This window comes from Roseibium aggregatum IAM 12614, from assembly GCF_000168975.1.
Classification (GTDB): Bacteria; Pseudomonadota; Alphaproteobacteria; order Rhizobiales; family Stappiaceae; genus Roseibium; species Roseibium aggregatum.
On sequence record NZ_AAUW01000013.1, the window covers coordinates 50,461 to 72,223 of the forward strand.

The 21,763-nt window shown below is 60.8% G+C and carries 18 protein-coding genes; 8 read left to right on the forward strand and 10 right to left on the reverse strand.

What is annotated here, in order from left to right; translation table 11 throughout:
* Positions 1 to 21 precede the first annotated feature (21 nt).
* The 4 genes from gloB (at position 22) to SIAM614_RS17890 (ending at position 2,903) form a co-directional block, all read left to right on the forward strand.
* On the forward strand, positions 22 to 804 hold the full coding sequence (gloB, locus tag SIAM614_RS17875; RefSeq protein ID WP_006936681.1) for a hydroxyacylglutathione hydrolase: 783 nt from the start codon (positions 22 to 24) through the stop codon (positions 802 to 804).
* A 125-nt stretch (positions 805 to 929) separates the two neighbouring features.
* Positions 930 to 1,145 carry a hypothetical protein gene (locus tag SIAM614_RS17880; RefSeq protein ID WP_006936682.1) on the forward strand — a complete coding sequence of 72 codons (216 nt, stop codon included), beginning with the start codon at positions 930 to 932 and terminating at the stop codon, positions 1,143 to 1,145.
* A gap of 44 nt (positions 1,146 to 1,189) precedes the next feature.
* Positions 1,190 to 1,633, forward strand: coding sequence for a cupin domain-containing protein (locus SIAM614_RS17885; RefSeq protein WP_006936683.1), 444 nt, complete (start codon positions 1,190 to 1,192; stop codon positions 1,631 to 1,633).
* Between the two features lie 481 nt (positions 1,634 to 2,114).
* A complete protein-coding gene (locus SIAM614_RS17890; RefSeq protein WP_006936688.1) occupies positions 2,115 to 2,903 on the forward strand; it encodes a DUF1206 domain-containing protein in 789 nt (262 codons plus the stop codon).
* Between the two features lie 38 nt (positions 2,904 to 2,941).
* On the opposite strand, the gene SIAM614_RS17895 is transcribed toward SIAM614_RS17890, so the two are convergent.
* The 5 genes from SIAM614_RS17895 to ypfJ form a co-directional block, all read right to left on the reverse strand.
* Positions 2,942 to 4,372: a mechanosensitive ion channel family protein gene (locus SIAM614_RS17895; protein WP_006936689.1), complete on the reverse strand. Its 1,431-nt coding sequence runs from the start codon at positions 4,370 to 4,372 to the stop codon at positions 2,942 to 2,944.
* A 148-nt stretch (positions 4,373 to 4,520) separates the two neighbouring features.
* Entirely contained in the window at positions 4,521 to 5,945 is a 1,425-nt protein-coding gene (gene ftsY, locus SIAM614_RS17900; protein WP_006936695.1) for a signal recognition particle-docking protein FtsY, read from the reverse strand.
* Positions 5,946 to 6,210: 265 nt separating this feature from the next.
* Positions 6,211 to 7,479, reverse strand: a complete 1,269-nt coding sequence (gene mtaB / locus SIAM614_RS17905) for a tRNA (N(6)-L-threonylcarbamoyladenosine(37)-C(2))-methylthiotransferase MtaB (protein WP_006936697.1) — start codon at positions 7,477 to 7,479, stop codon at positions 6,211 to 6,213.
* On the reverse strand, positions 7,476 to 8,387 hold the full coding sequence (gene dapF / locus SIAM614_RS17910) for a diaminopimelate epimerase (protein ID WP_006936699.1): 912 nt from the start codon (positions 8,385 to 8,387) through the stop codon (positions 7,476 to 7,478). Before dapF ends, mtaB begins: the two co-directional genes overlap by 4 nt.
* A 285-nt stretch (positions 8,388 to 8,672) precedes the next feature.
* The gene (gene ypfJ / locus SIAM614_RS17915) at positions 8,673 to 9,566 is read right to left on the reverse strand and encodes a KPN_02809 family neutral zinc metallopeptidase (protein WP_006936703.1); all 894 of its coding nucleotides are present in this window, start codon (positions 9,564 to 9,566) and stop codon (positions 8,673 to 8,675) included.
* Positions 9,567 to 9,787: 221 nt separating this feature from the next.
* Here ypfJ and SIAM614_RS17920 point away from each other — a divergent pair, with 221 nt between their 5' ends.
* Positions 9,788 to 10,273 (forward strand): hypothetical protein, encoded by a 486-nt coding sequence (locus SIAM614_RS17920; protein WP_006936704.1) that lies wholly within the window; start codon positions 9,788 to 9,790, stop codon positions 10,271 to 10,273.
* A 32-nt stretch (positions 10,274 to 10,305) separates the two neighbouring features.
* Here SIAM614_RS17920 and SIAM614_RS17925 read toward each other — a convergent pair whose 3' ends face one another.
* Positions 10,306 to 10,845, reverse strand: coding sequence for a L,D-transpeptidase family protein (locus tag SIAM614_RS17925; RefSeq protein WP_006936705.1), 540 nt, complete (start codon positions 10,843 to 10,845; stop codon positions 10,306 to 10,308).
* A 192-nt stretch (positions 10,846 to 11,037) separates the two neighbouring features.
* On the opposite strand from SIAM614_RS17925, the gene SIAM614_RS17935 reads away from it, so the two are divergent.
* Both SIAM614_RS17935 and SIAM614_RS17940 read left to right on the forward strand, forming a co-directional pair.
* Entirely contained in the window at positions 11,038 to 11,721 is a 684-nt protein-coding gene (locus SIAM614_RS17935) for a response regulator transcription factor (protein WP_006936706.1), read from the forward strand.
* A 25-nt stretch (positions 11,722 to 11,746) separates the two neighbouring features.
* Positions 11,747 to 12,253: a Crp/Fnr family transcriptional regulator gene (locus SIAM614_RS17940; protein WP_006936707.1), complete on the forward strand. Its 507-nt coding sequence runs from the start codon at positions 11,747 to 11,749 to the stop codon at positions 12,251 to 12,253.
* Between the two features lie 244 nt (positions 12,254 to 12,497).
* Here SIAM614_RS17940 and SIAM614_RS17945 read toward each other — a convergent pair whose 3' ends face one another.
* From SIAM614_RS17945 to SIAM614_RS17960, 4 genes are all read right to left on the reverse strand, one after another.
* Positions 12,498 to 13,370: a protein-methionine-sulfoxide reductase heme-binding subunit MsrQ gene (locus SIAM614_RS17945; RefSeq protein WP_006936708.1), complete on the reverse strand. Its 873-nt coding sequence runs from the start codon at positions 13,368 to 13,370 to the stop codon at positions 12,498 to 12,500.
* Between the two features lie 824 nt (positions 13,371 to 14,194).
* Entirely contained in the window at positions 14,195 to 14,800 is a 606-nt protein-coding gene (leuD, locus tag SIAM614_RS17950; RefSeq protein ID WP_006936710.1) for a 3-isopropylmalate dehydratase small subunit, read from the reverse strand.
* 39 nt (positions 14,801 to 14,839) lie between these two features.
* The gene (gene argC / locus SIAM614_RS17955) at positions 14,840 to 15,790 is read right to left on the reverse strand and encodes an N-acetyl-gamma-glutamyl-phosphate reductase (RefSeq protein WP_006936711.1); all 951 of its coding nucleotides are present in this window, start codon (positions 15,788 to 15,790) and stop codon (positions 14,840 to 14,842) included.
* 139 nt (positions 15,791 to 15,929) lie between these two features.
* Positions 15,930 to 16,496, reverse strand: a complete 567-nt coding sequence (locus tag SIAM614_RS17960; RefSeq protein ID WP_040440549.1) for a peroxidase-related enzyme — start codon at positions 16,494 to 16,496, stop codon at positions 15,930 to 15,932.
* Between the two features lie 107 nt (positions 16,497 to 16,603).
* On the opposite strand from SIAM614_RS17960, the gene SIAM614_RS17965 reads away from it, so the two are divergent.
* Complete coding sequence (locus SIAM614_RS17965; protein ID WP_006936715.1) at positions 16,604 to 21,415, forward strand: NAD-glutamate dehydrogenase; 4,812 nt, start codon at positions 16,604 to 16,606, stop codon at positions 21,413 to 21,415.
* Positions 21,416 to 21,763 lie beyond the last annotated feature (348 nt).

A 21,763-nucleotide genomic window follows, 5' to 3' on the forward strand; every position in this document is an offset into this window, starting at 1 on the left:
ATCTGAGCAGGGAGCCGTTTCATGGCCTTGAGCGACACCACCGAAATTCACCAGTTTACCTGTCTCGACGATAATTTCGGCGTGCTGATCCATGACACCGACAGCGGCACGACCATTGCCGTCGACGTTCCCGACGCCGCTGCCTATGAAAAGGCGCTGGAGCAGACCGGATGGTCGCTGACGCATATTCTGATCACCCATCACCATTGGGACCATGTTCAGGGTCTGGGCACGCTCAAGCAGAAGACCGGCGCCACGGTGATCGGCCCCGAGCGCTCGCGCCTGAAGATTGCCGAGTTCGACCGCACCGTGGAAGACGGCGACGAGGTCCGCTGCGGGCCTTACGCGATCAAGGCGATCTCGACTCCGGGCCACACCCTGGATCAGATCTCCTGGTACATCCCGGCAATCAAGGTGGCCCATACCGGCGACACGCTGTTTGCGCTCGGATGCGGCCGGGTGTTCGAGGGCGACAAGGAGATGATGTGGTCGTCGCTTGCCAAGCTGATGCGCCAGCTTCCCGACGACACCACCATTTATTGCGGCCATGAATACACCCTGGCCAATGCACGCTTTGCCCTGACCATCGACCCGGACAACGCCGATCTGAAAGCCCGGGCAGAGGAGGTTGAAACGCTTCGCCAGGAAGGTGCCCCGACATTGCCGACGACCATGGCGAAAGAGAAGGCGACGAACCCGTTCCTGCGCGCAGGCGAAGCTTCGGTTGCCAGGGCCCTCGGCATGGAAGGAAAAAGCGCTGCCGAAGTCTTCACGGAAATCCGCACCCGCAAGGACAACGCTTGATCATACCTATGGCATCTGCCGCAAAGATCTTGTGCCGCCTTCCGGTTTTTCTTGGCCGGGAGCCTTAAAACAACGCGAAGTTGCCCCCATATGCACGCTATCGTGATCATGAAGGGGCACTCACCATGACACCAGCGAGTTCCGAAAACCATCTGACACGCTCTGCGGAGCAACGGGCACGGGATGTGGTCAGCCGAATAGTCGGCCAGGCCGAACCGATACCGGGTCATCTGGGCGGCGGACACAGGCTGGACATGCAGTTGCTATACGAGGAAGTGGTTGCGGCCTTGCGCGAAACCATTGATGATCTGGCTTTCTGCACCGGGCCCAAATCCTCCTGAGCGATCCCGTCCCGGAAATACTGTCAAGCCGTCCGGGACCTTTCATGTCTTCTTCCGCCAGTCTGACCGCCGAGAAGGTCATCGATCTTCTCAACATGCAGCCACACCCCGAAGGCGGCTACTATGCCGAAACCTTCCGTGACAGCGTCACCGACGATGGCGGCCGGGCTGCATCAACGCTGATATACTTCCTGCTTCCCGAAGGTGTGCTGTCCCGCTGGCACAAGGTGGACGCGGTCGAGACCTGGCACTGGTATGCCGGCAGCCCGCTGGAACTTTCCATCAGCACGGACGGAGCCACCATAAAGGTGCTCACCCTGGGCAACGACCTTCTGGCAGGTGAACGCCCGCAGGGCATTGTTCCGCGCGATGGCTGGCAGCAGGCCCGTTCGCTCGGTTCATGGACCCTTGTCGGCTGCACTGTCGCACCCGGATTCCAGTTCGAAGGATTCGTCCTGGCACCTGAAGACTGGGAACCGGGACACTAGTTTTCACATCTCTGCGCGTTTCGGCGGAACCAAATTCGGTTTGGCGAGTTCTCTTTCCAACGAAAGGAGAGAGGCATGAACGGTATCATCTATCTGGTCGGTCTCGTCGTCGTTGTCGGCGCGATTCTGTCTTTTATTGGACTGATCTGACCCACTCCCGGTAACACTGCCGCGCCCCCGGCAGATGACCTCCAACTGTTTGGGCCGGACGCTTGCCCCCGCCCATGAACGGCCGCCCCCCCGTTCACACAGCGTCCGGCCCTTTTCCGTTTCGGCAAGGATTACATCATGCACAACATCATCTATCTCGTCGGACTCATTGTCGTCGTTGTCGCGATTCTGTCGTTTCTCGGCCTCGCCTGAATCTTCCGCAGAAAGCTATCCGCGCAAACGCGCCTCCCGCCAGCGATCCTTCAAAAGGCGGCACTCCGCAGCACACATCTGATTGTCAAAATGCCGGCATGGCGGAAAGACCAGGGTCATGAGACACGCGAACTGGTTACAAGCTGCCGCGCGCGCCGGTTATCTTTCGCGCGGTGTGGTCTACGGCGTCGTATCGTTCTTTGCCATTCTCGCCTCCGTCGGCGCGGGCAGCAGCAAAGGCACCAAGGGCGCGCTCGTTACCCTGTTATCCCAACCTTTCGGATCTGTTCTCGTGGCTGTTCTGGTCGCAGGCCTGTTCGGCCTTGTCGTCTGGCGGCTGGTTCAGGCTGTTCTGGACGCGGATAACCACGGCTGGAGTGCGCAGGGGCTCGTCGTCCGCCTCGCCCTTCTGGCAAGCGCTGCCACCTATACCGCGCTCGCACTCTACGCCATTGGCCTGCTTGGAATAACCGGCTCAGGCGGAGGCAAACTGCTGCCGAACGTGCTGAACGCCGTTTCGCAAGGTCTTGGCCAGCGCCTGTTCGTGGCCGGTCTGTCGCTCGTCTTTCTGGGCATTGCAGCCGCGCACTGGTGGAAAGCCTATTCAGGCAAATACACCAAGCATTTCGACGAAAACGAGGCCCCGATGCGGGTCGTCCACGTTGTGTCGGTACTTGGCCTTGCAGCGCGCGGTGTCGTGTTTGCCCTTCTGTCGGTAATGATCTGGCTTGGCATCGAGGGCGCAGCAACGTCCGACGGCGATCTGCCGAGCACCCTCGACGCGCTTAGATACATTCAGGAATTGCCTTACGGGCGGATCATGCTGTTCGCCCTGGCGGTCGGCCTCATGATTTTCGCGATCTACTCCTTTGTGGAGTCCCGCTGGCGCAGGGTCAGCCTTGCCTGACCTGCCCAGCGGATAGCCGCTCAGTCTCAGATCGCCTGTCAGGAAAGCTTGGCGGATTTCGCGCCGAATTCCTTCGGCGCATCCTCATCGAGGAGGTCTTCCGACTGGGCTGCTCTTCTTTCCTGGTCGACCTGCTTTTCAAGGTCCCTGTCAGCTTCCGTATCGTTCAGCACTTCTTCCACCATTTCGGGGAAGACGGTCTCTTTGCTGGCGATTTTCCGTTGCTCCCGATCCGGCCGCCCCCTGTCTGCCAGGAGGTTTTCCAGAGCAGGCGCATCATCGAAGCGCAGCCGGTAGATGGGTTCGGGCAGGGAGAAGCCGTTTGCTTCAAGCGCAAGCTTGACGAGGCGCATGGCCTCGGACCGGGCTTTCTGGAAATCGGTGCGTGTCTGGTCGATCCAGCCGACGAAGCTCAGGACAACGTTGGAATCCCCCAATGCCTCGATCCAGGCATCGGGAGAAGGTTCTTCAAGAATGAACCCCTGACGGCGAAGCGTGTTCAGGCCGACATCCAGCGCCTTGTCCAGATTGCTGTCCGCATCGACACCCAGTTCGAACACGAAGCGCCGCCGTGGATTTGTGGAGAAATTGACTAGCGTGCTCTTGAAGACGATCGCGTTGGGGATGCGGATGTGGTTTCCATCCTTTTCCATCAGGATCGTGGCACGAGACGTGAGGCTGATGACATAGCCCTCATACCCTTCGATCCTGACGAAGTCCTTCGGATTGAACGGCTGCCGGATGCTGAGCATGATACTGGCGATGTAGTTTTCGACCGTGTCGCGCACGGCAAAACCAACCGCCAGGCCCACGATACCCGCTGCACCGAGCAACGTGCCGATAACGGCGGTTGCCCCAAGCACATCGAGCGCTAGCACGATGCCGATCGTGAAAAACAGGATCCTGATCAGCTGCCGGACGAGATCTGCAATGAAGGCATTGGGGGTCAGCTTGTTCCAGGGCCATTCAAGCCGTGCAATCAGCACGCCGGCTGCACTCGCCAGCAGCCAGACAAGCAAGGCAACCAGCGCAAGCGGCAGATAGTTCGCAGCCTGGGACAGACGCGCCTGCAACCGCTCGTAAACCGGAACAAGGCGTTCCTCCAGCGCGGTTTCTTCAGTGAGATTGTTCTGGACCGCAACAACGCCGTCCACGCGGCCGGCAAGCTCTTCGGCTTTCGTGGCAAGAACGGCCTCGGTCACCGTACCATTCAGATTGACCACACCCGATTTTACCGAGACGGAAATTCCGGCAAGCCCGTCCAGTTCATCAAAAATGTCGTTGATACGCTGCTCTATCGCCTGATCTTCACCGGCACCGGGCATCGCGGTGATGGCGCCGGCCTTATTTTCCGTTTGCGACAACACAGGCAGTGCCCCTGGCAGGGACAAGACCAGGGCGAGAAGGAAGGATTGCAACAGTCTGGAAATCATGACGGCCTTTCCGCGCTTGCGCCCGGCTGCCGTCATTACAAGGGTTTCCGCGCGCGATAGACTTCGACGCTAGCACAACGCGCCCAGGGCGTTCAGGTTCCCGCGCAAGGATCGATAAATTCAGATCCATTGCCGGATCTGACCAACCTCGCACACAGCCCAGGGCCTCGACCCGATGTTCGGTTCAAGCCATCCCTGCAATTGCGCTGGCAAACTCCCTGGCCGAGAAGGGCTCGAGATCGGCAACCCCTTCGCCGACACCGATGAAATGAACCGGCATGGCGTGCTTGGCGGCAATTGCCACCAGGATGCCGCCGCGCGCCGTGCCATCCAGCTTCGTCATCACCAGACCGGTCACACCGGCAACCTTGCCGAAGATTTCGACCTGATTGAGCGCGTTCTGTCCGGTCGTTGCGTCCAGCGTCAGCAGAACCGTGTGCGGAGCTTCCGGATCGTGTTTCTTGATCACACGGATGACCTTTTCCAGCTCATCCATCAGCTCCGCCTTGTTCTGCAGCCGCCCGGCGGTATCGACCAGAAGCACATCGACGCCCTTGGCCTTTGCTTCCTTCATCGCGTCATAAGCAAGTCCGGCGGCGTCCGCGCCGGTGTCGCGCGCAATCACTTCAGCGCCCGTGCGCTCACCCCAGATCTTCAACTGTTCCACTGCGGCGGCCCGGAAGGTATCGCCGGCGGCAAGCATGACGGTCTTGCCTTCGGAACGCAGCTTTTGCGACAGCTTGCCGATGGTGGTGGTCTTGCCGGTGCCGTTGACCCCGACCATCAGAACCACATGCGGTTTCTTGCCGGTATCTAGGTCTAGCGGCCTGGCAACGGGCGCCAGAACTTTCTCGACTTCTTCCGCCAGGATCGCCCGGACTTCCTCCGGCGAAATTTCCTTGTTGTACCGCCCGTCGGACAGCCGGTCGGTGATCGCCATCGCCGTGTCGACGCCGAGGTCGGCCTGGATCAGGATATCTTCCAGCTCCTCCAGCATGGAGGCATCCAGCTTGCGCTTGGTGAAGATCGAGCTGATGCCTTCGGTAAGCGATGCGGAAGAGCGGGAAAGACCGTTCTTCAGCCGCTGAAACCAGGACAGCTTCGGTTCTTCGGCAGCGGGCGCGGCGGGCGCAGGTGCGGCAACAGGCTCTTGCGCGGGAGCGGGCTCGACGACCGGATCTGGAACACTTGCCGGTTCAGGCGTATGTGCTTCGGGTGCAGGTGTTTCGTGCGCTGGCGTTTCCGGCACTTCCGGCTGAACTGCTTCCGGCTCCTCTGCAGGCGGTTCAGTCGTTTCCGTCTCCAGGGGCTCGACGTCGTCGGAACCGATATCGGTGGACGGAATGTCTTCTGGCTGCAGCACCGGTTTCATCGGCGACAGTTCGGGCGCGACACCCGGCGAGACGTCCATCGAAAACGGCTGGAACGGCTCGTTCATCGCGGCAACGGGGCGAACCTCCATCTCCACGTCGAGCGCCGGGTCCTCGTCCTGAGGCTCTGCGGATGCTGCTTCCTGTGCCGCATCTTCGGCGGCCGGAACGGCCTCGTCTTCCGGTTTGCTTTTGCCGCCGAAGAGACGTCCAAGAAAGCCGCGCTTTTTCTCGCTCATGAACCTGCCTTAAAAATTCTGCCCGTTACTGCGTTCTTAAACTGTCGGCATCCGCCGCCAAAGCCAAACCCTGAACCTCATCCTGAGGAAGCGCTCCGCGCTGTCTCGAAGGATGGGCCACTTGCGCCGAGATTGCCGCCCATCCTTCGAGACGGCCCTTCGGGCCTCCTCAGGATGAGGGTTACATTGCAATTCGCCCCGGCTTCAATTCAATCAGACACACACCACAGGATAGCCCGTCACCACCCGAACCCTAAACCGTGCCTCAGGCAGCCCTGGAGAGGGCTTCGCCCAGAAGATGGCGACCGGTGTGGCCGACAATTCTGGTTTCGACAATCTCACCGGCCGTGCCGCCGCCCAACTCGACCTGGGTGAACTGTTCCGTGCGGCCAAGGCCTTCCTTCTCGATCAGGACCGGACGGGTCTTGCCGACCTCGGCCTGAAGATGCCGGACCAGAGCTTCCTCACCCTTGGCCCTGAGGCGCGCACCGCGCTCCTTCACGACGTCACGCGGCAACTGCGGCATACGCGCCGCCGGCGTACCCTTGCGCGGGGAGAACGGGAAGACATGCAGATGCGTCAGGTCGCATTCGTCGACGATCCTCAGCGAGTTCTGGAACATCTCCTCGGTTTCCGTTGGGAAGCCGGCAATGATGTCCGCGCCGAAAACCATGTCCGGCCGCAGGCGGCGTACCTCCTCACAGAAGCGGATCGTATCGGCGCGCAAGTGGCGCCGCTTCATTCGCTTCAGGATCATGTCGTCACCCGCCTGCAGTGACAGATGCAGATGCGGCATCAGCCGCTCGTCTTCTGCAATCACCCGCATCAGGTCGTCATCGGCCTCGATGGAATCGATGGAAGACAGCCGCAGGCGCTTCAGCTCGGGAACCATCTTCAGGATCTTCGCCGACAGCGTCCCCAGCTTGGGGGTTCCCGGTAAGTCGGCCCCATAGGAGGTGATGTCGACCCCTGTCAGCACGATCTCGTTATAGCCGTTGCCGACAAGGCGCTTAATCTGGTCGATGACCACGCCCATCGGCACGGACCGGGAATTACCCCGGCCATAGGGGATGATGCAGAAGGTGCAGCGGTGATCGCAGCCGTTCTGGACCTGCACGAACGCCCGCGCGCGGCCCGTGAGGCCGTCGATCAGGTGACCTGCGGTCTCCTCGACACTCATGATGTCGTTGACGCGCACCTTCTCGGTTTCGGAAACGCCGAAAGCGGCAACGTCCTGATAGGACTTGCGCTCCAGCTTTTCCGTGTTGCCGAGCACCAGATCCACCTCCTCCATGGAAGAGAAGGTCTCGCTTTCCGTCTGCGCGGCGCAACCGGTGACGATCACCCTTGCGTTCGGATTGTCGCGCTTGGCCTTGCGCACGGCCTGGCGGGCCTGGCGAACAGCCTCGCCGGTGACGGCACAGGTGTTGACGAGGATGGCGTCCTTGAGCCCGGCAGCCTCCGCCTCGCGCTTCATGACTTCCGACTCGTAAGCATTGAGCCGGCAGCCGAAGGTGACGACATCGATGCTCATGACGCGGCTCCAGCCGCCAACGGCACGTCGCCCGCGGCGGTCTTGCGCCAGGCCAGCGTATCGAGATCGACCTCGCCTTCGAATTCCACTTCCGTCAGACCGCTCATCAGCACATGGTTGTCGCTCTCGCGCCATTCGATCCCGATGGGGCCGCCCGGCAGATGGATGGTGGTCTTGCGGCTTGTCCGGCCATCGCGCGCGGCGGCAACGCCGACCGCACACGCCGCGGTGCCGCAAGCCAGCGTCAGGCCGACGCCGCGTTCCCAAACCTTCACCCGGATCTGATCGGTATCGAACACATGAGCCAGCGAGATGTTGGCGTATTCGGGGAAAATCGGATGATGTTCCAGCAAGGGGCCGACCCGCTCAAGCTCATAGGCTTCCACGTCATCGACCCAGAAGATCGCGTGCGGATTGCCCATGTTGACGACGGCCGGCGTGTGCAGGATCGGATCGTCGATCGGCCCGATCTGGAGTTCGATCGCACGGGTGTCGGCGAATTCTTCCGCCAGCGGAATTTCGTTCCAGGCAAGCCGCGGCACGCCCATGTCGACGGTCACGCTGCGCGGTCCGTCTGCATCGAACGCATGCAACAGCCCGGCGCCGGTCTCGATGGTGACGAGATCCTTGCCGGCTTCCTCCATCAGCAGACGGCCGATGCAACGCGTGGCGTTGCCGCAGGCCGACACCTCGCTGCCATCGCGATTGTGAATGCGCATGAAGGCATCGACACCCAGCGAGGACCGTTCAACGGTGATCATCTGGTCGAAACCGATGCCCGTCTCACGATCGCCCAGTGCGGCAATGGCTTCGGGGGCCAGACGCAGCGGGTTTTCACGCGCATCCCAGACCACGAAATCATTGCCAAGGCCGTTCATCTTCAAAAAGGGTCTGGTTTCAGACGCCATACCGGTCGCACTTCTTCAAAGCTTCAAGGAAAAGCGTCCGCCATCTTGCGGACATTTGCCCCTATATGGCGGAAATCACCTCAAATTACCAGTGGGACAGGCCGTCATCGCAGATATGCGTAAACGGAAAGAGCCGTCTGATAACCCCCTTGTTCGTCTTTACAGGGATTGACCCTGCAATCCGTGCCGCGGCCTGTCAAAACCGGAAGGGTCCGGAAAAACAAACGGCGACGCGGCAGCAATGCCAAAGTGGAGCCAAGGCAGGACGCGATGTGTTGGTGCCCCTTAAAGGGTCGCCGCGTTGAACGTTTCACAGGCGTTGAGGTCGCCGGACTGGAAGCCCTTCCGGAACCAGCGGGCGCGCTGCGCCGAAGTTCCGTGGTTGAAGCTTTCCGGCACAACATAGCCCTGAGACTGACGCTGCAGGGTATCGTCGCCGATCCGGCTCGCCGCGTTCAGAGCCTCGTCGATATCGCCTTCCTCGACAAAGCCTTTCTGGCGGGCGGCGTAATGCGCCCAGATACCGGCGTAACAATCGGCCTGCAGTTCGACACGCACGGACAGGGCATTGCCTTCCGCCTGGCTGAGCGTGCGCCGGGCCTTGTGGAACTCCGGCAAAACGCCGAGCACGTTCTGAATATGGTGGCCGACTTCATGCGCCAGCACATAGGCCTGCGCGAAATCGCCGGGCGCATTCAGCTGGCTTGCCAGCTCCTGATAGAAGGAAAGATCGATATAAAGCTTGCTGTCGGCCCCGCAGTAGAACGGACCGGTGGCCGCGCTGGCATATCCGCAAGCCGAAGACACCGACCCGGAAAACAGCACCAGGGTCGGTTCCGGATAGTTTGCCCCGCCATTTTCGAAGATCTGGCCCCAGGTGTTTTCGGTATCCGCCAGAACGACGGAGACAAATTGGGCCGTTTCCTGGTCCGCGGCACTGCGTGGAGCCTGGGTCTGGTACGACGTGGTGTCGTATCCACCCCCGCCATCCAGTTGGCCGAGCAATGCCAGGGGATTGATGCCGGTCAGCCAGGCAATGCCGAGCACGATCAAAAGGCCCGTCAAGCCGATACCACCACCGGCTCTCATCCGGCGACCGCCAACGCGCATGCGCGGCCTCCCACCCATTGAACGCCTGTCTTCAACGTTGCTGCTGCCGCGGCGGCCTTTCCAGCGCATGTTTTGATCGTCTCCGTGAACCTAAGCTTCGGTCATAACAGACAAGACAGCGGAAACCTATGCGGTTGGCCGCAGTCCCTGCCTGTGAGAAACTTTCCGAAAACGCGGCAAGGCGCATTCGGTTGCCCCTGATACCAACGTAATCGTGATGCCGGTTACAGAGTTCACGGTCAGACCCGCCTAAGATTGCGTCTGAGGGGCAGTTATGAAGGATAACGATCATGCCCGACGTAAACGCTCAACAGGCGCAACGCCTGATCAATTTCGCCACTGAGAGACTGGGCCGGGTTGAAGGCGACGGCCAGTGCTGGACCCTGGTCGACAACGGTTTCCGGCACGTCGGCTTCATCAAGCCGGCCTCCACCTATGTCTGGGGACGGGTGATCAGCAACCTGTCCGATGCTCGTCCGGGCGACGTCTTCCAGTTCACCCGCTTCGAAGTCACGGTCCGTGTAACGCAGCCCGACGGCAGTTGGGAGGAGCAGACGATGTCCCGCGGCGAACCGCGGCACACGGCAATCCTGGAAAGTGTCAACGGCAACAGGGCGACCTTCCTGGAAAGCAATGTGACGGACGACCAGACCGTCAAACGCAACGGTTTCGGCATTCGCACGGCAACCACGACCGACGACGCCGGTGTCAGGACCTCGATCACGGTCAGCGGCAGCTTCGTCATCTACCGGCCGCAGGCCCCCGCCAACCCGTAAGCCGGCGTTGAACGCCGGTCCTGATACCCAGCTCAGGTGCGGATCACCATCTCCGCACCAAGGCTGACGTTTTGAAGGATCAGGCGCATGTGCTCCGGCGAAACGGCGACACAGCCTTCCGTCGGCGAATACCCTTCCCGGGCGATGTGAAAGAAGATCGCGCTGCCTTTTCCCTTCACTGCGGGGTCCAGGTTGCAATCCAGAACAACGACGATGTCGTAGAGCCTGTCGTCGCGCCACATCTTCTCGTGGCCGACCGGAAAAGGCAGTTGCACCGGCCTGTTGTAGCGACGGTGGCCAGGGTCGTCACACCAGCCGGACGTCGGCGACAGCGGTTCGGCCGGCAGCAGCGTTGCGGGCGGCAGCCCCCGGTCCGGGCGATAGTAGACGTGCAGCAAGGCAAAACGGCCCGCAGGCGTGCCACCATCGCCTTCACGCTTGCGCATGACGATGCCCGACCGGCCGAGCGCACACGGGACCGTGATCTCCCCGAGACGGAGAACGCCCCGTCTCCGGTCCAGCGGTGAAGCATGAACTTCCAGCTTTCCCGCCGATTTTTTCAAGGTTTTCATGGTTATGCCCGTTCTGCCTGACCGCTCCGCCGGTCTTCTTGATAAACCACCCCTAAACCCCGCGTGAAGAAGAATTGACGCGGCACCGCTTGTGCGCGAACAATTTCCCACGCACATAGGAGCAGGAACGCGCTTGTGTCCTTTGCACAAGTCGCCGTGAAAAGATGTTGGATTTTGGCGAGGAACGCGACGATGACCGCTCGCACGATTTTGATTGTCGATGACGATAACGAACTGCGTGAAGCGCTGGTGGAACAGCTTTCGCTTTACGATGAATTCGAGACGATCCAGGCGGATTCGGCCACGTCCGGAATTGCCATGGCCAAGGAAGAACACGTCGACCTGCTTCTGATGGACGTTGGCCTGCCCGACATAGACGGCCGCGAGGCGGTCAAACTGTTGCGCAAGGGCGGTTTCAAGGCCCCGATCATCATGCTGACCGGCCATGACGGCGACAGCGACACGATCCTGGGACTTGAGGCCGGTGCAAATGATTATGTCACCAAGCCGTTCAAGTTTGCCGTGCTTCTGGCCCGCGTGCGGGCGCATCTGCGTCAGCATGAACAGAGTGAAGACGCCACCTTTGCCATTGGCCGCTATTCCTTCCGGCCCGCTGCCAAGGTGATGCAGGACGACAGCGGTTCCAAGGTCCGGCTGACGGAAAAGGAAACCTCCATCCTCAAATTCCTCTACCGCGCCGGTGAAAAGCCCGTGACCCGCGACGTGCTGCTGCACGAGGTCTGGGGCTACAATTCCGGGGTGACCACCCACACGCTGGAAACCCACATTTACCGCCTCAGGCAGAAAATCGAGCGTGACCCGTCCAATGCGGAGCTTCTTGTCACAGAAGCCGGTGGATATAAGCTTGTGCCCTAACCGGTAATCGGCGTATTTCTTGGGCATGAGCCTTGCCCAAGACATTGCGATTCTCAAACAAATCCCGACGCTTTCGGATTTTCAGGACGATCAGCTTCGTTTGCTCGCCTTCAGCGCCGAAAGCATGGATTACAACCGTGGTCAGCGCCTGTTCGATCAGGGCGACCGCGCCGATGGCGGTTTGGTAATCACCAGCGGCACGGTCAGCCTGCAGACCCGGACCAAGGACGGTTTTGAGGAAATCGAGCGTGTCGGTCAGGGGACGCTCTTGGGCGAGACGGCTCTTCTTGCGGAAAACAAGCGCCCCTGCCGGGCAGAAGCTGTCGACGGCGTGCGCATCATCCGCATTCGCCGGGCTCTGTTCAAACGCATGATCCAGGAATTTCCGGAACTCGCCCAACGCCTGCTCGACCAGCGCGCCCAGCAGTTCCGCGAAACGGTTTCGGCCCTCAAACCCATCGGCGAGAAGATGGCTGAACTGGAACAGATCAACGCTGAACGCCGCGTGCGCGACGACGAAAAACAGTCGTAAGGCGAAAGTCCCGATATCGCTCGTTGGGCAATTCAAACAGCTAAAACAGACCTGGCCCTGAGCAAATCTGCGGTTTTTCAAGGGAAAATCGGTTCCCTTCGCCGTCGTTGCCGGACTTGATCCGGCAAGCCATACCGTGACCTTGCCACACTGCCAAGCGCATCAGCAGGGAAAGGTGATAGGCATGGATCCCATTGTAGAGCCATGGGATGACAATGGTTGAACCGAAGGAATGGGCGTTATTCTAAGCCCGCTTCAATCGCAGCCTCGGCCCCAGCAATCCGCCGACCCATTGAACGACTGCAGCCGCAGAGACCCCGAGCCCGATGATCCCGACCCAGACCACCGGACGGATCGCAACGGAAACGGCAAAGTTTGCCTGAAACACCCTGTCCGCCGGAATACCCGTGGCAAGGGCGTACCAGGCATATTCGATCCCTGCCGTCGCGGCCGCCGCCGCACATGCGCAGACCGCCAGAACCAAGGGGTTGGCAAGGCGGAATCCGGCCTTCACCGCCAGCCTGTAGACCATCAGCAGCACGAACAGGCCGGCCATCAGGGTGGCCTGCGTCACGTCCGATTTCGACTGCAGGAAGAAATGGAACAGCATGAGACCACCGATCGGATAGATCAGCAGGTGCAGCCGCTGCCAGTTCCGCCCAAGCTTGCGGATGGCGCTATCGAAGGACGTCGCACCCAACACCGCAAGCCCGCACAACGCCGCAAAGCCAATGGTCAGGTAAAAGCGGAGAAAGATCTCGGATACGACCTTGCCGAGGTTCCAGCTTTCCTGCGCCGCATAAAGCCCCAGATGCAGCAGTGCGTAGGCAAGCACGGTAACACCAAGCATGCGGCGCACGCCGACGATCCGGTTCCACGAAAAGATCCGCCTGAGCGGTGTGACGGCAAGGGTTACGAGCAGGAACCGGACTGCCCAGTCACCGCTGGCGTGCAGCTCCATCTCGAAGGGCTCCGGCAACACCGGGCCAATGGCTAGGCTGTAAAGGATCTGCCCTGCTGGAAGCAGCACGGCGATGAAGACGGCCAATCGCAAAGCGGACAGGTTGCCGCGCCGGTCGGTCCAGGGAGCGTAGGATGCCAAGGTCGTCGTAGTCATGCGTTCGAACTATCGCACGAAACGTTCAAGGACACTGAAAAGCTTTTCAAGCCTGCGTGAAGAAGACGCGAGACGGTTATCTCGCTTTCCCTGTCCCGCTTCACAAGGAAGCGTATTTCGATCCATTTGAGAGCCCAGCCCACTTGGGCCAACCAGAACAGAAATTCCAATTTGGAAATCCTCCTACCCACGTTCCTTGTCATCCCAGTTTGTCGCGTCAGCGGCAAGGCCGGGATCCAGCACGCCGTGTGATCAGACGAAGAAAACCTGGCGTACTCAGTGAATACTGGATCCCTGCCTTCGCAGGGATGACAAGGTTGATGGGCTTCAGGGCGCGATGGACGGATGCGATTGCCGCGATCATGCCCCGGTGGATCGCCCCCACAAGAGGGGCTCCGGCCATTTCGAAGAGCTACGCACCAGCAAGCTCCACGCAGCAGACGTACAGACCTGGTTCCTGACTGGTTGGCTTGCATCCAACCCTGAAAGAAAATCCGAAAGGAACCACCCATGCCCAAGCGGTTTGTCATCCCGGTTTGTCGCGTCAGCGGCAAGACCGGGATCCAGTACGCCGTGGGATCAGACCGGGAAAACCTCGCGTACTCAGTGAATACTGGATCCCTGCCTTCGCAGGGATGACAAGGTTGATGCGCTTCAGGACAAGACGGCTGAACGCAATTGCCGCGATCATGCCCCGGTGGATCGCCCCCATGAGTGCGGGATTAAGCCACGACGACGAGTCGCGCGCCTTGAAGAACCAAGGGCAATCAAAACAAAAAGCCGGGCTTCACGACCCGGCTTCTCTATAGATCTTGCAACGAGGCTTACACCCAGGGGCGGTCGTTGCCCATCTTGCTTTCGAAGGTGTCGATGTCTCCGGCCTTGGCCATGGTCAGGCCGATGTCGTCGAGGCCGTTGATCAGGCAATGCTTGCGGAAGCTGTCGATGCTGAAGGCGATGGCGCCGCTTTCCAGGCCCTTGATTTCCTGGTTTTCCAGATCGATCGTCAGCGTGAAGTTCGCGCCGCGCTCGGCCGCATGCATCAGCGTGTCCAGCTCGTCTTCGGAAACCTGGATCGGCAGAATGCCGTTCTTGAAGCAGTTGTTGTAGAAGATGTCCGCGAAGGACGTGGAAATCACGCAGCGGATGCCGAAATCCAGAAGCGCCCAGGGGGCGTGCTCACGCGAGGAGCCGCAGCCGAAATTGTCGCCGGCGATCAGGATCTTGGCATCGCGGTAAGCCGCCTTGTTGAGAACGAAATTCTCGTTTTCAGACCCGTCGTCGTTGGTGCGCATTTCATGAAACAGCGCGGTGCCGAGACCGGTGCGCTTGATCGTCTTCAGGAACTGCTTCGGAATGATCATGTCCGTGTCGATGTTCACGATCGGCAACGGTGCCGCGACACCGGTCAGGGTCTCAAATTTTTCCATTCTTCTTCTCTCCTGAAAGGCCTGAAAACGGATGCCCGCTCACGCAGCAAGGCTGGTGGCCTGGTCGACACCGAGCATCAGATTGAGGTTCTGGACGGCCGCACCGGACGCGCCCTTGCCCAGGTTGTCATAGATCGCAACGATGGCGGCCTGCGCCCTGGCGTCATTTGCAAAGACATGCAGATGCAGCTTGTTGGTGCCGTTGAGCGCCTGCGGGTTCAGACTGTCGGATTTCTCGAGCCCTTCCAGCGGTGCGACTTCGACGAAACCACCGGCAGCGGCTGCGAAATGATCCGCGATTGCCGCGTGCAACTGCTCGCCGGTCGGAATGCTTGCCAGACCGGCCAGGTTCAACGGCACAACCGTCAGCATGCCCTTGTAGAAGCTGCCGACGGTCGGGGTGAACAGCGGCGCCGCATCGAGCAGGCCGTATTCGGTCATTTCCGGCAGGTGCTTGTGATTGAAGCCGAGCGCATAGGGAGCAAACGCGTTGACGCCGGCGCCAGCGGCTTCGTAGTCGGCAATCATGCTCTTGCCGCCACCGGAATACCCGGAGATGCCGAAATAGGTCAGGTTGAAGTCCGACGGCAGCAGCTCTGCGGCGACCAGCGGACGCACCGCCGCGATCAGCCCCTGCGGCCAGCAGCCCGGATTGGTGACACGCATGGCGGCGGCGATGATATCGGCCTGATCGAGATCCATTTCGGCAAAGCCATAGGCCCAGCCCTCGGCAACGCGGTAGGCGCTGGAGGCATCGATCACGCGGGTGGTGTCGTTCTCGATCAGGGCCACGCTTTCCTTGGCCGCCGCATCCGGCAGGCAAAGAATGGCGATATCGGCCTTGTTGAGGTAATCGGCCCGCGCTGACGGATCCTTCCGGCTGTCTTCCGGAATGGAGATCAGCTCAAGGTCACGGCGCGTGGCGAGGCGCTCGCGGATCTGCAGACCCGTCGTACCGGCTTCACCATCGATAAACACGCGCGCAACCATGGCCCGCTCCTCTCCCTCTCAGGATCGCCGAGGCTTTCGTGCCGGATGACACGAAGCTTTCCACGCCGATCAGTGCAAAATCGCAAGCGTCATACACCCAATCGCGCGGCTTGTCACCGCCGCGCGCCACTGCGTTATCTCAACGGGCCATTGAGTGATACTCATCATTCGGACGCATGTCGGAAGCCGCGGCCACCCGGTTGGTCATGTTGAAGAAGGCCGCCACCGAGGCGATGTCCCAGATATCGCGATCCGTAAATCCGGCGTCCCGCAGCGCCTGCCGGTCGCTTTCCACGATCTCTGCCGGCTTTTCCGTCAGCTTGACGGCGAAGTCGAGCATCGCACGCTGCCGTTGCGAAAGGTCCGCGACCCGGTAGTTCATCACCATCAGTTCACCCAGCACGGGATCTCCGGAAAGCTCGCGCACCGCGGCTCCATGGGCAGTCAGGCAATAAAAACAGCGGTTGACCGCTGATACCGCAACGGCAATCATCTCCCTTTCAAGCTTGGAGAGCGCACACTCGCCCAGCATGAGGTCGTTGTACATGTCAGTGAAGGCGCGCAGCTTCGTTTCGTCGAACGCATAGGCCTTGAGAACGTTGGGAACGAGCCCCAGTTTCTCTTGGCACAGATCGAAATAAGCCTGCGTCTTTTCACTCAATGTTACACTTGAATCGATTTGCAAGGCCGTGACTTTACTTGACAATTTGCTCCTCCCGTCATGAAACCGTTTATGTCGCTGAAATATGAACTTAAGTCTTATAACGAGCCAGCGACAGAGCCAAACCATACGATCGCCTAAGGGGATGGAAAATGCCGGACAAACACGACGTCGAGAAACTGAAGATCATCGACGCGGTCCAAGCAACCTTGAATCAGGAAGATCCGGCTCTCGCCGAGTTTTCAAGCGCCTTTTATGACCGGGGCGCCGCGGAAGACCTTGTGGCCTACACCGCGGAAGAGCTGATCGGCTTTGCCCGGGACGCCTGGCAGGATTTCCAGAACCACGAGCTCGGCACGCACCGCGTCAGCATCGCTGACCCGGCGTTCAAGGCGCAGGGCAGCAAGGTCAAGGGCGTCTCCGTCATCGAGATCGTCAACGACAACATGCCGTTCCTGGTCGATTCCGTAATGGACGAGCTGCAGGACAGCAAGATCGAGGTTCACCTGGTCCTGCACCCGATCTTCATCGTGGAGCGCGACGAAAACGGCGTCCTGACGTCCGCCATTGCCCGCAAGAAGCCGCCGAAGCGGACCGACCGGCAGGAAAGCCTCATCCATATTCACGTGACACGGATCGATTCGCCCGAAGCCCGTGCGGCCCTCAAGGCCCGGCTCGACAAGGTGCTGTCCGATGTCCGTGCTGTCGTGTCCGACTTCAAACCGATGCAGGAACGTCTTGCGGAAGCCATCGACACCTACAAGACCACGCAGATTCCCGGCAGCAGCGACGACTTGTGGGAAGCGATCCACTTTCTGGAGTGGATGGAGAACGACAACTTCATTTTCCTCGGCATGCGCGAATACATGTTCGAGGGCGGTGTCGAGGAGGGCGAGCTGTCGCCCCATGAAGGCACGGGCCTCGGCCTCCTGTCCGACCCGGACGTGCGCGTGCTGCGCCGTGGCACCGAGTTCGTTCAGATCACACCGGAAATCCGTGAGTTCCTGAAGAAGCCCGAACCGCTGATCATCGCCAAGGCCAATGTGAAGAGCACCGTGCACCGGCGCGTGCACATGGATTACATCGGCGCCAAGCTCTATGACGACGACGGCAACATGAACGGCGAGTTGCGTATTGTCGGCCTGTTCGCCTCGACCGCCTACACCGAGCCGACCAGCACCATCCCGTTCCTGCGCCGCAAGGTTGCCAGCGTCCTGGCGCGCGCCGGCTACGGCTCGGAAAGCCATTCCGGCCGGGCACTGCGGAACGTTCTGGAAGCCTTCCCGCGCGACGAACTGTTCCAGATCGACCGCGACCGCCTGTTCGACTTTTCCATCGCCATTCTGCAGCTCGATGAGCGTCCGCGCATTCGCGTGTTATCCCGCCCGGACAAGTTCGACCGTTATGTCTCCATTCTGGTGTTCGTTCCGCGTGACCGCTATTCCACCGAGGTGCGCCTGAATGTCGGCACCTATCTGGCCTCGGTCTATGAAGGCCGCGTCTCGGCCTGGTATGTCACCTATCCCGAAGGTCCGCTTGCGCGGGTTCACTACATCATTGGCCGCGACCGCGGCGAAACGCCGAAGCCGCAGCAGGAAGAGCTGGAGGCGGCCGTTGCCGACATGGTCCGCACCTGGTCCGACAGCGTGCGCGACGCGCTCAGGGACGAATTCGCACCGGCGCAGGCTCGCAAGCTGGCGGATCGCTACGCGCTTTCGTTTCATGGCGGCTACAAGGAAGTCTACAACGCCCAGTCCGCGCTGTTCGACATCGTCAAGCTGGAAACCCTGTCCGACAAGACCGACACCACCATCACCTTCCATCGCCAGTCGGGCACCAGGGACAGCCGCCTGTCGCTGAAGGTCTATCACCGCGGCTCGCCCATTCCGTTGTCCGCGCGCGTGCCGCTTCTGGAAAACATGGGCTTCCGCGTGATCAACGAGCGGACCTACCGCGTCACGCCTGCAGATGCTCCCTTGTCGTACCTCCACGAGATGACCCTGGAATCGCGCAGCGGCGAAGACATCACCTTCTCCGACCAGCTTCAAGCGCGGCTGGAAAGCATGTTCATGGCGGTCTGGACCGCACAGGCAGAGGACGACGGTTATAACCGACTGGTGCTGACGGCAGACCTTGCCTGGCGTGATGTGGCGGTGATCCGTGCCCTGTCGCGCTATCTGCGCCAGGCCGGCATCCGCTTTTCCGAAGACTACATGTGGTCCACGCTCAACAACTATCCGAAGATCACGGCCAAGCTGGTGGAACTGTTCCACCTGCGCTTCAACCCGGATGTCACAGAAAAGGACCGGGACCTCGGCACGGAACGGCTGGAAGGCGAACTGACCGCCGATCTGGAAGAAGTCGCCAGCCTTGACGACGACCGCATCCTGCGCCGGTTCCAGAATGCGATCGAATCGATCCTGCGCACCAACTTCTACCAGCTCGACAAGAAGGGTCAGCCAAAGCCGACGTTTGCCTTCAAGATCGACAGCCGCCAGATCGACGACCTGCCGCAACCGCGCCCGTTCCGGGAAATCTTCGTCTACAGCCCGCGGGTGGAAGGGGTGCATCTGCGCTTCGGCATGGTTGCCCGTGGCGGCCTGCGCTGGTCCGACCGGCCGCAGGACTTCCGCACCGAAGTGCTCGGCCTCGTCAAGGCACAGCAGGTGAAGAACGCGGTGATCGTTCCGGTCGGCGCTAAGGGCGGTTTCGTGCCCAAGAACCTGCCGCCGATGAGCGACCGCGACGCCTGGTTCAAGGAAGGCACGGAGAGCTACAAGATCTTCATCAACGCCCTGCTGGACGTGACCGACAACCTGGACGAGGACACCATCCTGCCGCCGCAGCGGGTGCAGCGCTACGACAGTGACGATCCCTATCTGGTGGTGGCCGCCGACAAGGGCACGGCCACTTTCTCCGATACGGCCAACGGCATTTCGGAAGGCCGGCACTTCTGGCTTGGCGATGCCTTCGCCTCAGGCGGGTCCGCCGGCTACGATCACAAGAAGATGGGCATCACCGCGCGCGGTGCCTGGGAAGCGGTCAAGCGGCACTTCCGCGAGATGAACCGCGACATCCAGACCGAACCTTTCACCGCGGCCGGTGTCGGCGACATGTCCGGCGACGTCTTCGGCAACGGCATGTTGCTGTCGAAGGCAACCAGGCTGATCGCCGCCTTCGACCACCGGGATATCTTCATCGATCCGAATCCGGACCCGGCAATAACCTGGGAAGAACGCAAACGGATGTTCGACCTCGGACGTTCGTCCTGGAAGGACTACAACACCGACCTGATATCCAAGGGCGGCGGCATCTTCTCGCGCCAGTTGAAGTCCATCCCGCTCTCGCCGGAGATGCAGGCCCTGCTCAAGTTGAACAAGGCCAGCGCAACCCCGCAGGAAGTGATGACGGCCATCTTGCGGATGGACGTCGATCTGCTTTGGTTCGGCGGCATCGGCACATACATCCGCGCCAAATCCGAGACGGACGCCGACGTGGGCGACCGCGCCAACGACCCGATCCGCATCACCGCGTCGGAAGTCGGCGCAAAGGTGATCGGCGAAGGCGCGAACCTTGGCCTGACCCAGCTTGCCCGTATCGAGTTCAACAAGAAGGGCGGACGCTCCAACTCCGACGCGATCGACAATTCCGCCGGGGTGAACTCCTCGGACATGGAGGTCAACATCAAGATCGCGCTCGGAGCGGCGGTCAAATCCGGCAAGCTGACCATCGAGCAGCGCAACGAACTGCTGGCCGAAATGACCGACGAGGTGGCCGAACTCGTGCTGCGGAACAACTATCTGCAGACCCTGGCCATTTCCATGACCGAACTGCGCGGCATGGAGGATTTCGGTTACCAGGTGCGCATGATGCGGCAACTGGAACAGGCCGGCCTTCTGAACCGCGTTGTCGAACAACTGCCGGACGAGGCAACGCTCGACGAGATGCGCAAGGCCGGTATGCTTCTGACCCGCGCCGAACTGGGCGTGCTGCTGGCCTATGCCAAGATCACGCTCTACGACGCGCTTCTGGAAAGCTCGGTTCCGGATGACGATTATCTGGCCCGCGAACTGTTCCGCTATTTCCCGGACCTGATGGCCGACACCTACAAGGACGAGATCAGCGGCCACCGGCTGCGGCGTGAGATCATCGCCACGATGCTGGCCAACTCGATGATCAACCGGGGCGGCGCGACCTTCATCACCCGCCTGCGCGACCAGACCGACGCCACGGCAACCGAAATCGCGCAAGGATTCGTCGCCGTGCGCAACAGCTACGACCTGACCGACCTCAACACGGAGATCGACGAGCTCGACACCAAGATCGACGGCGCTCTGCAACTGGAGCTCTACTCGGAAATCCAGTCGCTGCTTCTGGAACGGGTGGTTTGGTTCAAGCGCAACGTCTCCTTCGACAAGGGGCTGTCCGCGGTTGTCGAACGGTTCCGCGCCGGCATTTCCGCGCTGCGCGGCCGCCTGGAATCCGTCCTGCCGGAAGAGCCCGCAACGGTGCTGGCGGAACGCACCGCCGCCTACGTGAACCAGGGCGTGCCGGAAGGTCTGGCACGGCGGATCGCCTGGCTGCCGGCGGAACGGACCATACCCGACATCGTCATCGTTTCGGAAGAAACGGGGGCCGATCTGGATACGGCGGCAAGAGCCTATTTCGAGGTCGCCCACCATTTCCAGCTCGGTGCGATCATCGAACTGGCCAACGATCTCGACGTTCGGGACTATTACGACGGTCTGGCACTCGACCGCGCACAGGCAACGCTGGTCTCCGCTCAGCGTGCGCTGGCCATCGCGGCAGTCCGGGCAGGCGGCTTTGCAAGCTGGCTGGAGGAACACGAGACGGAGGTCGGCCGGCGCAAGCGCTCGGTCTCCGAAATCCTCGACGGCGGCCTCAGCGTGTCGAAATTCTCCGTGGCGGCCAGCCTGCTCGCGGAAATCTGCGGCACGGCGTAACCGCGCGGAACACGACAACAGGGCCGGCAATTCCCCTGCCGGCCTTGGCTTTTTCAACGGGTAGCGTCCTTGCCGTCGCCATTCCGGCCACACAAAGCGCGAGCGGGACTGGAGAGCCGCTGCAACGTCCACTTTCGCAGGAAGACCCTGGCTCACCGATCCCGGATCTTCGTTGCGTTGCGTCCGGGATGACACGGCTGGGGTTTTGAATACTCTGATCCCGGAATCTTCGTTGCCGCCTTTTGGATCGCTGGAGACATAAGGAGCAAGCGGCCCATCCTTATCTGTTGAGATTTGATTAGATTGGTCTTGGGAGGGCCGGTTGCTGCCCTCCCAAGTGGGCCGGAG

Excerpts from the sequence above, each read along its gene's own strand:
- gloB (WP_006936681.1), top strand. The coding sequence starts at position 22 with ATGGCCTTGAGCGACACCACCGAAATTCACCAGTTTACCTGTCTCGAC.
- SIAM614_RS17880 (WP_006936682.1), top strand. The coding sequence starts at position 930 with ATGACACCAGCGAGTTCCGAAAACCATCTGACACGCTCTGCGGAGCAA.
- SIAM614_RS17885 (WP_006936683.1), top strand. The coding sequence starts at position 1,190 with ATGTCTTCTTCCGCCAGTCTGACCGCCGAGAAGGTCATCGATCTTCTC.
- SIAM614_RS17890 (WP_006936688.1), top strand. The coding sequence starts at position 2,115 with ATGAGACACGCGAACTGGTTACAAGCTGCCGCGCGCGCCGGTTATCTT.
- SIAM614_RS17895 (WP_006936689.1), bottom strand. The coding sequence starts at position 4,372 with ATGACGGCAGCCGGGCGCAAGCGCGGAAAGGCCGTCATGATTTCCAGA.
- ftsY (WP_006936695.1), bottom strand. The coding sequence starts at position 5,945 with ATGAGCGAGAAAAAGCGCGGCTTTCTTGGACGTCTCTTCGGCGGCAAA.
- mtaB (WP_006936697.1), bottom strand. The coding sequence starts at position 7,479 with ATGAGCATCGATGTCGTCACCTTCGGCTGCCGGCTCAATGCTTACGAG.
- dapF (WP_006936699.1), bottom strand. The coding sequence starts at position 8,387 with ATGGCGTCTGAAACCAGACCCTTTTTGAAGATGAACGGCCTTGGCAAT.
- ypfJ (WP_006936703.1), bottom strand. The coding sequence starts at position 9,566 with ATGCGCTGGAAAGGCCGCCGCGGCAGCAGCAACGTTGAAGACAGGCGT.
- SIAM614_RS17920 (WP_006936704.1), top strand. The coding sequence starts at position 9,788 with ATGCCCGACGTAAACGCTCAACAGGCGCAACGCCTGATCAATTTCGCC.
- SIAM614_RS17925 (WP_006936705.1), bottom strand. The coding sequence starts at position 10,845 with ATGAAAACCTTGAAAAAATCGGCGGGAAAGCTGGAAGTTCATGCTTCA.
- SIAM614_RS17935 (WP_006936706.1), top strand. The coding sequence starts at position 11,038 with ATGACCGCTCGCACGATTTTGATTGTCGATGACGATAACGAACTGCGT.
- SIAM614_RS17940 (WP_006936707.1), top strand. The coding sequence starts at position 11,747 with ATGAGCCTTGCCCAAGACATTGCGATTCTCAAACAAATCCCGACGCTT.
- SIAM614_RS17945 (WP_006936708.1), bottom strand. The coding sequence starts at position 13,370 with ATGACTACGACGACCTTGGCATCCTACGCTCCCTGGACCGACCGGCGC.
- leuD (WP_006936710.1), bottom strand. The coding sequence starts at position 14,800 with ATGGAAAAATTTGAGACCCTGACCGGTGTCGCGGCACCGTTGCCGATC.
- argC (WP_006936711.1), bottom strand. The coding sequence starts at position 15,790 with ATGGTTGCGCGCGTGTTTATCGATGGTGAAGCCGGTACGACGGGTCTG.
- SIAM614_RS17965 (WP_006936715.1), top strand. The coding sequence starts at position 16,604 with ATGCCGGACAAACACGACGTCGAGAAACTGAAGATCATCGACGCGGTC.